15 protein-coding genes are annotated in these 14,394 nt (G+C 45.2%); 3 read left to right on the forward strand and 12 right to left on the reverse strand.

Annotated elements, in window-relative coordinates; translation table 11 throughout:
• Positions 1–2: 2 nt before the first annotated feature.
• Positions 3–1,514, forward strand: a complete 1,512-nt coding sequence (locus JK130_RS01680) for a Ppx/GppA phosphatase family protein (RefSeq protein WP_218352460.1) — start codon at positions 3–5, stop codon at positions 1,512–1,514.
• A 20-nt stretch (positions 1,515–1,534) separates the two neighbouring features.
• Here the strand turns inward: JK130_RS01680 and hemB are convergent, their stop codons facing one another.
• The 7 genes from hemB to tatA are packed head-to-tail and all read right to left on the reverse strand — an operon-like array spanning position 1,535 to position 7,059.
• A complete protein-coding gene (gene hemB / locus JK130_RS01685) occupies positions 1,535–2,533 on the reverse strand; it encodes a porphobilinogen synthase (protein WP_218352461.1) in 999 nt (332 codons plus the stop codon).
• A complete protein-coding gene (locus tag JK130_RS01690) occupies positions 2,530–4,425 on the reverse strand; it encodes a sensor domain-containing diguanylate cyclase (protein ID WP_218352462.1) in 1,896 nt (631 codons plus the stop codon). The genes hemB and JK130_RS01690 overlap by 4 nt, the downstream gene beginning before the upstream one ends.
• A gap of 12 nt (positions 4,426–4,437) precedes the next feature.
• Positions 4,438–5,208, reverse strand: coding sequence for a TatD family hydrolase (locus tag JK130_RS01695; RefSeq protein WP_218352463.1), 771 nt, complete (start codon positions 5,206–5,208; stop codon positions 4,438–4,440).
• The gene (locus JK130_RS01700) at positions 5,209–5,736 is read right to left on the reverse strand and encodes a hypothetical protein (protein ID WP_218352464.1); all 528 of its coding nucleotides are present in this window, start codon (positions 5,734–5,736) and stop codon (positions 5,209–5,211) included.
• Positions 5,737–5,753: 17 nt separating this feature from the next.
• Positions 5,754–6,512: a twin-arginine translocase subunit TatC gene (gene tatC / locus JK130_RS01705; protein ID WP_218352465.1), complete on the reverse strand. Its 759-nt coding sequence runs from the start codon at positions 6,510–6,512 to the stop codon at positions 5,754–5,756.
• Positions 6,509–6,811, reverse strand: coding sequence for a Sec-independent protein translocase protein TatB (tatB, locus tag JK130_RS01710; RefSeq protein WP_218352466.1), 303 nt, complete (start codon positions 6,809–6,811; stop codon positions 6,509–6,511). The genes tatC and tatB overlap by 4 nt, the downstream gene beginning before the upstream one ends.
• Entirely contained in the window at positions 6,811–7,059 is a 249-nt protein-coding gene (gene tatA / locus JK130_RS01715) for a twin-arginine translocase TatA/TatE family subunit (protein WP_218352495.1), read from the reverse strand. The genes tatB and tatA overlap by 1 nt, the downstream gene beginning before the upstream one ends.
• A gap of 250 nt (positions 7,060–7,309) precedes the next feature.
• On the opposite strand from tatA, the gene JK130_RS01720 reads away from it, so the two are divergent.
• On the forward strand, positions 7,310–8,239 hold the full coding sequence (locus JK130_RS01720; protein WP_246587656.1) for a hypothetical protein: 930 nt from the start codon (positions 7,310–7,312) through the stop codon (positions 8,237–8,239).
• Positions 8,240–8,252: 13 nt separating this feature from the next.
• Here JK130_RS01720 and ilvN read toward each other — a convergent pair whose 3' ends face one another.
• The 3 genes from ilvN to JK130_RS01735 form a co-directional block, all read right to left on the reverse strand.
• Complete coding sequence (gene ilvN / locus JK130_RS01725) at positions 8,253–8,750, reverse strand: acetolactate synthase small subunit (RefSeq protein WP_218352468.1); 498 nt, start codon at positions 8,748–8,750, stop codon at positions 8,253–8,255.
• Positions 8,750–10,468 (reverse strand): acetolactate synthase 3 large subunit, encoded by a 1,719-nt coding sequence (locus JK130_RS01730; RefSeq protein ID WP_218352469.1) that lies wholly within the window; start codon positions 10,466–10,468, stop codon positions 8,750–8,752. Before JK130_RS01730 ends, ilvN begins: the two co-directional genes overlap by 1 nt.
• Before the next feature lie 197 nt (positions 10,469–10,665).
• Positions 10,666–11,055, reverse strand: coding sequence for a MaoP family protein (locus JK130_RS01735; protein WP_218352470.1), 390 nt, complete (start codon positions 11,053–11,055; stop codon positions 10,666–10,668).
• A gap of 542 nt (positions 11,056–11,597) precedes the next feature.
• Here JK130_RS01735 and JK130_RS01740 point away from each other — a divergent pair.
• Entirely contained in the window at positions 11,598–12,923 is a 1,326-nt protein-coding gene (locus JK130_RS01740; RefSeq protein WP_218352471.1) for a gluzincin family metallopeptidase, read from the forward strand.
• A 380-nt stretch (positions 12,924–13,303) separates the two neighbouring features.
• Here JK130_RS01740 and JK130_RS01745 read toward each other — a convergent pair whose 3' ends face one another.
• Both JK130_RS01745 and JK130_RS01750 read right to left on the reverse strand, forming a co-directional pair.
• Positions 13,304–13,777, reverse strand: coding sequence for a hotdog fold domain-containing protein (locus JK130_RS01745; protein WP_218352472.1), 474 nt, complete (start codon positions 13,775–13,777; stop codon positions 13,304–13,306).
• Positions 13,778–14,131: 354 nt separating this feature from the next.
• Positions 14,132–14,394: hypothetical protein (locus tag JK130_RS01750; RefSeq protein ID WP_218352473.1), on the reverse strand; the 263-nt coding region annotated here is incomplete at its 5' end.

Here is a 14,394-nt window from a genome sequence, read left to right on the forward strand (position 1 = left end):
TTATGCAACCAGAAATCCAGCACGATACCTTAATTCACAGCGAATACTACGCCGCTGTGGATTTAGGCTCTAACAGCTTCCACATGGTTATTGTGCATGTGGTTAATGGCAGTGTTCAGATTATTGGTAAGGTCAAACAGAAGGTGCGCCTGGCTGCTGGCCTGAACAAGAAACTGGAGCTGGATGAGGTTAGCATGGAGCGAGGCTGGGAATGCCTGAAAACCTTCGCAGAACGTTTGCAGGATATCCCGGCATCAAACATTCGGATCGTAGCGACCGCAACCCTGCGCCTGGCGACCAATGCACAAACCTTTATCAGCAAAGCCGAAAGTATATTAAATCATAAGCTTAATGTAATTACCGGCGAAGAAGAAGCCCGTCAAATCTATTTGGGCGTAGCGTATACCTCGGCCAACCAGGGAAATTCGTTGGTGATTGATATTGGCGGAGCCAGCACCGAAATCATTATTGGTAATGATATGCAGCCTATCCATCTGAAAAGCCTGGATATGGGATGCGTGACCTTTATGGAACGTTATTTTAAAGCAGGCAAGCTTACTGCTGAAAATTTTGCTGCGGCTAAGCAGCACGCCAATCGGCTAATAGATAATGTCGCCGATGCCTTTTTGTGTTTTGATTTTAATAACTGCCTGGGCGCTTCAGGCACCCCTCAGGCTATTACTGAGATTTTGGTCGCACAAAACATCAGTGACGCAATTCGCCTGAATTACCTATATGACCTGGAAAAGCAATGTATTACCTGCGCCACTATCGATAACCTCGACATAGACGGTTTAGAAGAGGGCAGAAAACCTATTTTTCCCAGTGGTTTGGCTATTCTTATTTGTCTTTTCGAGCGATTAAATATCGAGGCCATGAATATCTCTGGCGGCGCTCTGCGTGAGGGCCTCATTTACGGGATGTTAGATAACTTACAAGACAACGACCGACGAGCTCAGACACTCAATCAGGCCATTCGTCGTTATCATATCGAAAAGTCTCATGCCGAAGCCGTACGTGGTGTGGCATTAACGCTATGTCACCAAATGTGTCGACAGGCTGAAATATGTCATCTTGACACCGAAGCGGTACTGGGTGCGGCCGCGACCTTGCATGAAACAGGCTTGCACATTGAATACAAAAAGCATCATGAACATGGCGCCTATATTCTGTCACATATCGACCTGCCCGGTTACACAAGGCTTCAGCGTGAAGCCATACGCGATCTGGTACTGTGCCATCGGCTAACCATAGATCCCGCTATTTTTAATAATTACCATGAAAAAGTACGCCCGATGTTATTGGCTCTTGTGCGTATTTTGCGTATTGCCACAGTATTATGTTTGCGTCGACAAAACAAACACGTGCCCGAGGCTGAGCTGATTGTTAAGGGCGATCATTGGACGCTCAAATTGCCCGAGGGCTGGTTGTCAGCACATCCATTGATAAATGTTGAACTGGCCAACGAAAGCTGGTTACAGCATCGGGCAGGCTGGCAGCTTACCTGCCAGTAACGCCTACCGGTATCTGTTAGTTAGCGTTGTAGCAATTTGGCTGCCTCTGGAGCAAAGTAGGTCAAAATTCCATCAGCACCGGCTCGCTTAAAACTCAACAACGACTCTAAAATTACCGCGTCGCGATTCAGCCAGCCATTCGCAAACGCGGCCTGGTGCATGGCATATTCGCCGCTTACCTGATAAGCAAAGGTCGGTACTTTCAGCTCCTGCTTGCAGCGACGTACAATATCCAGATACGGCATACCGGGTTTAACCATGACCATATCAGCGCCTTCGGCAATATCCAGAGCGATTTCATGTATTGCCTCATCGCTGTTTGCCGGGTCCATTTGATACGCCTTTTTATTGCCGCCTTTAATATTGCCGGCCGAGCCAACAGCATCACGAAAAGGACCGTAATAGGCTGACGCGTACTTTGCAGAGTAAGCCATAATGCAGGTATTTATATGGCCATATTGCTCAAGCGTCTGGCGTATAGCCCCTACCCGGCCGTCCATCATATCTGACGGTGCAACGATATCTGCGCCCGCTTGCGCATGCGACAGCGCCTGCTTTTGTAACACCTCAATAGTGCTATCGTTGACCACATACCCGGTGCTATCAATCAGTCCGTCTTGCCCATGAGAGGTAAATGGGTCCAGTGCGACATCACTCATAATAATAGCGTCGCTGAAACGCTGTTTAATTTCACCAATAGCCTGCTGCACCAGACCCTCAGGGTTGAAAGCTTCACTGGCACAATCGGTTTTTAACTCGGCTGGCGTCACCGGAAACGGTGCAAAGACGCGAATACCTAAGGCCAGCAACTTTTCTATCTCTGGCAACCATAAGTCTACAGAACGCCGCATTACGCCCGGCATAGAAGGAACCGACTGCGACTGATTATGGCCCGGAAGAATAAATATGGGGTAAATTAAATCCTGTGCTTTTAAATGATGCTCGGCGACCAGTGTGCGCATTGCATCGTGAGCTCTTAGCCGACGCATACGACGGGCTGGAAATGAAGCTTGTGTCATGAAGTAAGTCCTGTGAAATTGTCGGTTTGGATACGGTTTCGGCCCGCTTTTTTAGCTTGATACAATAACGTATCTGCATGTTTGAATAGCGCGTTTTCGTGGGCTTCGAAGGCGATAACAGCGGTTGCCACCCCTGCACTTATAGTCATATTGAGTTGATGGCCTTCAATCTCAAGGGTGTCTTTTTCAACTTCACGACGCATACATTCAATAACCTGGCTGGCGCCCTCAAGGTCTGTGTTTGGAAGTATTACCACAAACTCTTCCCCCCCGTAGCGACAAATATCGTCAGTATGCCGTTTTAATACACTTTGCAGAAGTTGAGCCAAATGGGAAATACACGCATCACCGATACTATGCCCATAGGTATCGTTGATGTTTTTAAAGTGGTCTATGTCGATGATGGCTAATGATAAGGAGGTCTGTTCGCGCCGGCTACGTCGTCCTTCTGCCAGCAGTCGCTTGTCAAAATGCCGGCGATTGCGAATACCGGTTAGTGGGTCGATGGTATTTAAGTTTTCCAGCTCTATATTTGCGCTGGATAATTCCCGTAGCGCTACTTCTAATTCTAAAGTACGCTCTTGTACCTTATATTCCAAGTCATCCTGATATTGTTGTTGTACATCAAGCAATTCTTCGCGCGCTTTGAGAATGTCCTGTTCTTGTTTCAGGGTTTTTTCTTTTATCTCAAGCATTGTCTCTCGATTATGGCTGTAATCAATTGCTAATACCAACACCAGTAGTAAGGTTTCAACCCCAGCGCCCAGCATGAGTAAGTAATTTGAAGGAACCGGGGAGTCGAATAACCCTAAATTGTCTACCGCTGCGGTAAAAGCACTTACCAACAATACACACCAGGCAAATGAATAATAACGGGCGATGGTAGAACCTTTATAGGCAATCCAGACCCCTATACTAAGGGTTAAAATTGCAGAAAAAGCTAACAAAACTAAAAATACACGGATTAAGAACGCGTACGGCAGAAAGAAGCTGATAATGACATTGATAAAAAATATACTGGCAAGAATTTGCAATGCTTTCGATAACTTTTTGCTGTAGTCCTGAACGTTGAGGATCAGATTACAAAATATCATCGCAAACATTAAAGTCGCATTTGCAAACAGCGCCACCGCCTGACCTTGAAAGCCCGTCAAGCTAGGCCATAAATAGGCATACCCCAAGCCGTATAGCGCGGTGATGGTCATTGCAAGGGAAATTACATAGCCCGAATAAATAAAGAATGTGACCGACCGGGTGGTAATGTACAAAAATAAATTGCTTAAACCTATAGCTACTAAAATCCCCAGAAATATTCCAAGCATGAGGTTATCTGTGGCGCTGTAGGCTAAAAAGTCGTGCGCTTCCCACAGTCGCATGGGTAGTTTTAAGGTTCCACTGGTCTTAACCTTTAAGTAGACAAGCAACCCTTCAGAGCTGGCGGGCACAACGTATACCAGCGACGGCAGCATAATAGACCGCTTGTTATATTCAAGCTTATCTCCACCTTCTGCCTGACTGACCACAGTTTTTGTACGCGGGTTGTAAAAGTACAGCGTGACATTATCCAGCAGCGGATAATTGATGTTTAGTAAAAAGCGCCCTTGCTCGTTAGGGGTAGGAGGCAAAGTTAAGCGAAACCAATAAGGCGCGGTTTTCATTCCTAAGTTCACCGGCTCTTCAATTTCCAGCCATTGCTGGGAGCTGGCGGTTACATCCGATATTGTGGCCAGGTTTTCGGTTTGTAGCTGGTAATGAACATCAAAGTGATTGTAAGCGGCAATATGATGAGTGGTTAAAGAGCTATAGATGAAGATAAAAAATGCAGTCACCAACGCGCTGAAAAAAAGCAACCAACCGTCGTAATTTCGTTGTAGTTGCGAGCCTAACTGCATAGTGTTTACTTCCTAATTCACCCTGAATAGCTGCTTTGTATTTTGCATACATATAGCGCTGAGGTGAGCCTGACTAAGGCCCAGAATATCGGCCAGATTAGCGGCAATTGCGCCAATAAAAGCCGGTTCATTATTACGATTTCGCGGCTTCAGATTTTTGGGGAACAAGTAAGGCGCATCGGTTTCTAAAATAAGCCGTTCAAGCGGAAGTTGCTGAACCGCTTCGCGTAGCGTATCGCCTCGTTTAGGGTCGCATACCCAGCCGGTGATCCCAATATACAGACCCAGGGCTAAATAAGCCTGCATTTGTTGAAGGTCGCCGGTAAAACAGTGAGCGATACCAGCTTCAGGCTGATAACGCTGCAACAGCGCAAGTTGATCATCAAAGGCGTCACGTTCGTGCAGATACACCGGCAGCGATAATCGGCTTGCAATGGCCAGTTGTGCCTCAAATACGTCTCGTTGCACGTTAGCGGGTGAAAAGTTGCGGTTGTAGTCTAGTCCACACTCACCAATAGCCACAACACCCGGTGCAGTAGCTTTTTGCTCAAGGCGTTGTAAGTCGCCTTTGCTTACCTCTTTGGCATGATGCGGATGCACACCTACGGTATAACATAATTGTTCAGGAAAACGCTGATAAAGGTCTGCGGCAGCCTCCCATTCTCGGGGAGACGTGGTAATGATGCACAAGCGCTCTACCCCTGCCTGGCTGGCACGCTGTATTACGGCTTCTGCATCAAAGCGAGAATCAAGCAGGTTCACCCCTGCATCAAACCATTTCATTTAGCGCACGCGCTCTACTTTGATGCGACGATTACTGCCTTCCACTTTCAGATAAAACACACCAAGTGCGCCTTTTTCAACACTGGCTGTCATATTTTTTCTGGCTCGCAGGTATGCTGAATCTTTTTGTTTCCAAACCATATTATTGTCTAATGCAATGATAAGCTTGTCTCTTGGTCCTTTGTCTACTTTGGTAATCATAGCTGATATTTCATCAGCTGCCTGCTGTACCTGTTTTTGCTCAAGACCAAACTGTGCGGTGGCCTCAGAAGATGATGGCGTATTTTCCTGCGCCACCGGCGCCGGCTTTATGACAGAATGAGTCGATTGAGCAGACTGCGGTTTTGTAGAATCCACGGCTTCAGGCGCTACCTGAAGCTGACTTGCTACGGCATCAAAACAATGCAGGCGATCCTCGTTTTGCGCTATTTTGGTACATTTTAATAGTGCTTGAGAAGATACCGGGCTGGCCTGGGCAGTTATCGGATGCACGCTGGCAATCACCAGTAAAATACTGAACAAACGCATAAGTTATGATCCTATTGTTATTGTGTTGAATCATCGGCTGAGGAGTCGTCGCCCTCAGGCTCTTTTTTGTTTACATACATACTGCCAGCAATAACCCCTACTTCAAACAAAACCCACATAGGTAAAGCCAGTAAGGTTTGAGAAATAACATCAGGCGGGGTCAACAACATGCCCACGACAAAAGCGCCGACAATGACAAAGGGTCTTTTTGCACGTAATGATTTTGCATCGGTGACCCCGGTCCAGCACAATAAAATAATGGCAATGGGTATTTCAAAAGACACGCCAAAGGCGAAAAACAGCTTAAGCACAAAGTCCAGGTAACTGGTGATGTCGGTACTGACCGTCACCCCGCTGGGGGCAACACTGGTGAAAAAAGCGAACGCCAACGGAAAAACCACAAAATAGGCGAAGGCCATTCCGGCATAAAATAACAAAGTACTGGAGACCAGTAAGGGTATCACCAGTTTTTTTTCATTTTTGTAGAGACCAGGCGCTACAAAAGCCCAAACCTGATACAGAACATAAGGAATGGCCAGAAAAAATGACAATACCAGGGTTAATTTGAAAGGAGCGAAAAAAGGCGAAGCGACGTCTGTGGCGATCATCGATGAATTTTCAGGCAGCACTTCCAGTAAGGGTTTAGCAAGGTAGTGATACAGATCTTCAGCAAAATAAACCAGGCACAAAAAGACGACCAACACACTAAGTAGTGCGCGAAGTACCCGGTTACGCAGTTCAATTAAATGAGATATCAGACTCGAAGCGTCGGTCATTTGTCTTTCTTATAAGGTTCCTGCACTGATTTTGCCGCATCTTTAAGCTCATCAACACTTTTTTTTAGGTCAGGCGACATGTCCTTGAGGCCTTGCTGCTCTGCTTTTTTCAGGTTTTCATGCAGCTCATGAACCCGCAGCTGGTGTTCTACTTCCTGTTTAAATCCCGTGGCTGCATTACGTACACCGCGAACCGTATCCAAGGTCGAGCGAATAGCTCCGGGCAGACGCTCTGGCCCCAGAATCAATAACGCCAGAACACCGATGACCAGTAGTTCCCAGAAACCAATATCAAACATCAGGATTTTTCTTTTGTATTACTCTGTGAGGTGGTTTGAACAGGCTCAGCTGCGTCTTTTTTTTCAACCTGCTGTTTTTGTTCAAAGTCGGCATCACTTTTTTCTTCGTCGGTAATTTCTTTTTTAAAGCCTTTTATCGCGCTGCCCAGGTCTGACCCAATACTTTTGAGACGTTTAGTACCAAATAAAAGTACTACAATAGCCAACACAATCAGCAACTGCCAGATACCAATACCGCCCATAAAAATTCTCCTATTTGTTTGTCGTTACAGTATGCCATTGCAAACTAAACCTTTCACCAACATATTTAAAAGTATATTCAGCCATGTGTAAGGTGACGTACACTTGAAACCTAAAGTATATTGTGGCGTTATTTAGTAGAGCCCACGAAGGTTGCTGTTGACCTTATTGTTTTACTTTTGATATCAGCACACAAAAGGACGAATTACTAAGCATCTTATGGCTTGTATCTCTTTGGTTTTTTGCACATTACTGAGTATGCCAGTACATTCGGCGCAGTCTGATAGGTACCCTGTTGGGCGCTCTTCCATAACAGAATCCTCGTTTAAACAGCAAAATACTGTTCACTGGATGGACGAGTGGCAGCTAAGTTTAACCGACTCTATGAACTATTCGGTTCAGCAAATTGATAGTTTTTTTGCGATGAAAGGCTCTGACCGCTATGAAGATGCCCGTGCTCAGGGCCGCATCAGCTTAGGATGGGAGCCCAGAAGCCGGGATATGTCAGAGGTAGATTTGCGCTTTAAAATTCGGGTACGGTTACCCGCGCTACAAGACCGGGTAGACTTGCTGCTTAGCGACGATGAAGATTACGAACAGGACACCTCTATAAAAGCAGCCCGACAACCCATTGAGCGTAACCGTCGCAATACCACCATCGCCCTGCGCTATCGGTCAAGCGAAGATGCCAAATTGTCGCACCGAATTGGAACCGGTCGTCGGGGCCAGATATATGTAAAATCCCGGTTTGACGACATGGCCGCATTTAATAAGCAGCTGGCTTTGTTTTACGATGCCGAAGCCTATCTTTATAACCGCGATCAGTTTGGCGCCGAGGCCGGGGCAACTATTCAGTACATTAGTCCTCACGACCATGTATTTCGGTTTAATCACCGCTTTTACTATCGCGATCGTTCTGAAGACTGGATTTGGCAACATGAAGGGCAATACCTGCAGCCCGTTGACGCACATACTGCATTAATTTATACCTTGTTCAGCGAAGGCAGTTCGCGCCCGAACTATCGCCTGAACGAGGTATACCTAAGTGCAAAGTGGCGTAGTAACCCCACCCGCGACTGGTTATTTTATGAGGTTGAGCCCTTTATTTTATTTTTGCGCGACGAAGACTTCTCGCCATCGTATGGTGTAGCCATGCGTATTGAAGTGTATTACGGCAGCCCGCGCTAGCGGGCCACAGATTTTAGGGACGTAAAGCACGCTCGCCCCGGGCCAGACCACAGACCCCGGTACGCGAAGACTCAATAATTTCAGCACACTGTCCCAGAGTGCTTGAAAACGCATCAAGTTTTTCAGTTGTGCCGGTAATTTCAATAGTGTAATTACTGACATTAACATCAACAATTCTGGCTCTGAATATATCGGTATTCCGTTTGACTTCAGCCCGCACCGACTCGGTTCGGGTAGCCACCTTTATCAGCATAAGTTCACGCTCAATGTGGGTGCCTTCGGTCAAGTCTACCACCTTAAGCACATCAATAAGCTTATTAACCTGCTTTGTAATTTGCTCAATAATTTTATCATCACCATGGGTAATAATAGTCAACCGCGACAAGCTGGCGTCGGCGGTGGGCGCCACGCACAAAGAGTCTACATTATAGCCACGTTGCGAAAATACCCCTACGATACGTGACAGTGCGCCGGGTGCGTTTTCCATCAATACTGAAATAATTCTTTTCATCAGGTGCGCTCCGTTTTGCTCAGACGCATATCATCCATGGCCCCAAATTTAATTTGCATAGGGTACACATGTTCATTCTGGTCAACCTCGATGTCCATAAACACCAGCCGGTCGGTATAACTAAAGCATCGCTGCATGGCGTCCTCTAGCTCATCGGGATGCGTTACCCGAATACCCACATGCCCATAGGCCTCGGCCAGTCGCACAAAATCAGGCATAGAGTCCATATAAGAATGCGAATGCCGTCCCTGATAGTTCATGTCCTGCCATTGTCTGACCATGCCCAGCGCCCGGTTGTTTAGCGAGATAATTTTGATCGGCAGGTTATATTGCAAGCAGGTAGATAGCTCCTGAATATTCATTTGTATGCTGCCATCACCGGTAACCACTACCGAAAGCGCGTCGGGGTGAGCAAATTGCACGCCCATGGCAGCCGGCAAACCAAAGCCCATGGTGCCCAGACCGCCTGAATTAATCCACTGACGCGGCTTTTTATAAGGATAATAAAGCGCAGCAAACATCTGGTGCTGTCCTACATCGGAGCTAACATATGCGTCACCATGAGTGTGCTTGTACAGCGACTGAATCACTTTTTGTGGCTTAATGGTTTCGGCGGAATCGGTATAATTTAAGCACTGACGACTGCGCCACTGGTTAATCTGCTCCCACCATTCGGCTACTTTACTACTTTGATCGGCCAAATCATGCTGCTTGAGATACGACAGCATCTGATCCAAAACTTTATCTACGGCTCCCACCACCGGAATATGCGCATTTACCGTTTTAGAGATAGATGCCGGGTCAATATCTACATGAATAATATCGGCATGAGGACAAAATTTACTGACATTATTCGTTACCCTGTCATCAAACCGGGCCCCTAATGCAATTATGCAGTCGGCATTGTGCATAGCTTTGTTGGCTTCCAGCGTACCGTGCATACCCAACATACCAACAAACTGGTCATGCGTCCCTGGAAAGGCTCCCAGTCCCATTAATGTACAGGTCACAGGTGCCTGCAGGCGTTCTGCCAGTGCAATAACCTGCGCACTGGCTTCGCTGGCTACAGATCCCCCTCCCACATACAACACCGGTCTTTGGGCCTTCACCAGGCTTGCCACTGCCTTTTTAATTTGCTTTGGATGCCCTTTTAGCGTGGGATTATAAGAACGTAAGGCAATTTTTTCTGGAAAATGATAAGCATGTTCATCCTGAACGTTAACCAAATCTTTGGGAAGGTCAACCACCACTGGGCCCGGTCTGCCGGTATTGGCAATATAGTACGCTTTGGCAATGGCTTCTGGAATATCGACGGCGCGCTTTACTAAAAAGCTATGCTTTACGATGGGTCTTGAACATCCCACCATGTCGGTTTCCTGAAAAGCATCTTCGCCGATGTGCATTGAAGGGACCTGACCCGACAAAATTACCATAGGGATTGAGTCCATGTACGCGGTTGCAATACCGGTGATGGTATTGGTCGCCCCTGGTCCGGAAGTGGCCAACACCGTGCCGGTTTGTCCTGTGGCACGGGCGTACCCGTCAGCCATATGGGCTGCGGCTTGCTCATGACGTACTAACACATGTTTGACTGCGTCTTGCGCAAACAGCGCATCATAGATGTCTAGTACGGCCCCACCGGGGTAACCAAATACGTGTGTAACTCCTACATCTTTCAGCGCTTCTACCACCATGGCTGCGCCCGACATCATTTTCACAGTCATTTCTCCAGTTTTCGCTAATATCAGTTGTCCAGGGCATAACTCGACTATAACGAAGGATATCAAAAGTGAAAACAGTAAAACGAACAAAAAGTGAGATAATTATCCTATTATCTGGAAATATTAGGATGAATATACTTTACGAGTGTATTAATAAACGCATTTTAGGATGAGATTTAACATACCGTTAACACTTAGTCAGTATCGGGCTGAATATTCAGTTGCGTAATATCATCTTTATTTGAAGAGGTAGTTTCGTCGATCTCATCATTATTTACGGACATTTTGGTACCATAAATACTCCCCGGATGCGGACGATTAATTCGTTGCTGATACTTAGACCAAACCCTTTCGATAGCATCATTTGGCGGACGACGTCCCAACGCTACATCAATATAGCCTTTTTCAGCATCGCATTCGGGTAACAGCTCTCCGTCGATTAACGCCGCGATCAACGAGCCGTACTGGGTAAGCAGATTACTTTCGTTTATAGAAAAATCCCCGGAACGGGAAAATCCATAAGGATAAAAACGTTTATCCGAGAATGGATGTTTTAGTAAAGAAGCTCGGGTTAACTTTGTCATAATCAATCTCAAACAGTTTGCCTGCCCTTAAAAAGATAAAAAGACTATGGGTAACCGGTTAACTATCTATGACATCCCACATAAATTGAAACAGCAGCCCGACTCAGACTTTTTAGATTGATTTTTAACCAGTGTCAATAAAAAACGTACGCTTCGTAAACTGCAGCGTTTTGATGTACTGTCATCCTGGTCCTGGCGAACAAAAAAATAATAACCTTGAAAACCAATGGTCTCCTTCAGATATCCCACAATTGGCATATTCATATCGGGTTTGAGCCAAAAGGTAAAAAGCGAGATTTCGCTACATAAAACTGCAGAGCACTGTCTGCTATCCTGGAATCAAAGTAGATGCTGCACTTAAGATATTAAGGTCTATTGAAGTGTGAGTATTTCTGGGCTGCTCAGACGGCTCATTGGCACCAGACGCTAGTACTAGCTGACCTTTTTATCTACATGGGTAAACAAAACCCACCCACAATTGAACTAATACAATAGCAAGGTATAGTAAATCAAACATGCAACGAAAAAGGATTTTTTGGTCTATGAAAGCAGTACATTACCTCTCATTTTTATTAGGATTATGCATACTGGTTCAGGCAAAAGTCCTTGCTAAGGAAGAGGTCAACATACACCTCAGTAAAAAAGCCGATACCTGGTATGTTACCTACACCACCAATACTTTGACCGATAGAATCGCCTTTATTAGTAACCCTGATGACGCCCGTACTAAAAGATGGAAATCTACTAATGATGAATTCGAAGTTGTTTATGACAACAAACAGGAGTTTATTCAGAAAAAAGATGGAAAAGCCTTTAGTCGAGTGCAACTTACTTTAACCCCCACTTATACACATTTACCGAAATCTTATGCCCCTTTTGCCCCCTATTCTGATGGCGGTGCGCTTATTCACACTGGCCGGTTATTCGCATGTATGAACCGCTGTGATGAAGACGCTAATGGGGGGCAGCTGCAGGTTGAAGTCGAAGATAATACTCATATCATTGCCAATGGAAAAATTTATCAGCAGTCTGCAAACTGGAAGGGGTATGACGATGGCCAATATGTCTATATTGGCAGGCAATCCCCTATTGAGGAGGACACTTTTATTGCGGTGGTAGATGCAAATCTTCCTGAAAAAATTAAGATACCTCTGAATCAGTCTCTGCCAAAAATAATGGCATTCTTTGAATCTCACCTGGGAAAATACAGCAGTAATGTAAAACCCATGCTATTTGCTTCTTATTCGAATACCTCAGGGCAGGATATTCAAGGCGGCGTTTTGCCCAATCAAGTGTTCATACACTGGAATATGAACAACCTGAACGAACGACTAAAAGATGAAGACTTTATTACTGCCACTTTATGGACGTTTGCCCATGAAGCCGCGCATTTTTATCAAAATAGTCCATTACTTGGCAAAGATAAATCTGAAAGCTGGATACATGAGGGCAACGCCGAGTGGTTAGCAGCCATTGCGTTACGCGAACTTTATCCAGAAATAAGTGAGTCATTTATCGCCAAAAAGTGGGACGAAGCCAAGGCCAACTGTATTGATGTGCTAATCAGCTATCGTTTAGCAGATGCCGCTGATAAAGGGAAATATAGGCCGTATTATCAATGTGGAATGATTATTCACTCCATAATTGATAAAAAAACTCGCGAGCTATCACAGGGTAAATACACTATTTTTGATGTTTGGAAAGACTTTAAAAATACCAATAGAAAGGCGGGTAAAAACAATGCAGAGTACTTTTGGGCTGCTACTGACAAGTATATCCCTTCTGATGTGAAACAAGGGCTAAAACAATTAATCAAAGACAGGTTGGCATCGCCCTCACGCCATATTGATCACCTGGAGGCTTTGTGAAGCAACGTCCACATTTCGTTCTTACCGCTTTAGAAGATTTTTGTATACAAAGGCAGTCTTAGAACAGAAAACTGGATACAAAAGCGTAATGACCAGTTTCGACTAGTATATATGGGGTTACAGGATGTGATTAAAGATAAGCGTTTATCACATCTAAACTGAATTGTGTTTTACGTCTTTTCTGGGTCGAAACAGCAGGCTTTCGAGGCTTGGCGAGATTTTAAATTGTGTTTGAAATGCATTGAGCAGTAATATATCGAGCCGATATGCTCTAACTCAACTCAAATGAGCATAGGAGCGGCGGCATCATTAATTTTGCCGCGCTTTTTGTATGAAAGTGACGACCGGATTGTTTTGCCAGGCAGTGCAGTATGACTGTCCTATTTGACTTGTTTACTTTTTTCACTAACCCATATTGTTATCGTACCTTCAATAACAATGTTGTCGTCAAGGTCATAGGCCTTTACCTCTACCGATAAATCCCCCGGTTTCCAGGCATCATGCGCGACCTTAGCAACACAACGAATGTCCGTAGCAGCTTTTGCCGGATATTTCACTTCCATACCCTTTGGAATCCAGCGTAGATTTTTTGGAATAGATGCCTCACACATGAAGCCCATGGCCATTTCCAGCCCATTACAAATCGCTATGACGTGCATAGTGCCAATGTGATTTTGTAATAGTTTTCGCTTCTTAATCGCTACCTCGCAATGGTCAGGTCTTAATACTGTAATTAAGGGCGATATTGTTGAGAAGTAAGGAGCTCTTCGCGCTGAATACCAGCTAAAAAGTTGCCTGCCATATGGCAGCTTCAAAAATTTGTCATATATTTTCAGTAAATAATTATCGGCCATATTAATTCTTATCTTTTTGTACAAAATTTTATCAATTGCAAATCGAAGGAATCTGTTTCACTTTATACCGGATCATCCAGGCTAAACCTCGACGGGACGACCAATCAGGATATTGATTCGCCTTCTCAGCAAAAAGACCTACCGGATTAAAACGACCTATAAAAGACACCTTGCCTTCTGGTAAGACCAGTAAAGATAGCGTGAGCAAAGCATAAATACAATGTTAAGTTTTAAATTGCTAATAATCGGGAATTTTATTGATGGGTCAGGGTCTGTCAGACTATATCAATAGACACTATCGGGTTATCGCATAGTGACAACAAAGGAGGGCGTAAGAGAAGCAAGGGTGCTCTACTAACTGAGCAATTGGATGATAATCAAAGAAATTTTAAATCTGAAATTTGGAGCGGGAAACAGATTCGCAACTGGCAACCACGTTGTCGCGCCCCCAGCCCTGGCAATCACTTCATGACGACCGTTTCTCGGCGAGGAAAGTGTGCTCTGCCAACTGAGCAGTTGGATCATAAACAAAGAAATTTTAAATTTGGAGCGGGAAACGAGACTCGAACTCGCGACCCCAACCTTGGCAAGGTTGTGCTCTACCAACTGAGCTATTC

The organism is Alteromonas lipotrueiana, from assembly GCF_019249245.1.
Lineage (GTDB): Bacteria > Pseudomonadota > Gammaproteobacteria > Enterobacterales > Alteromonadaceae > Alteromonas > Alteromonas lipotrueiana.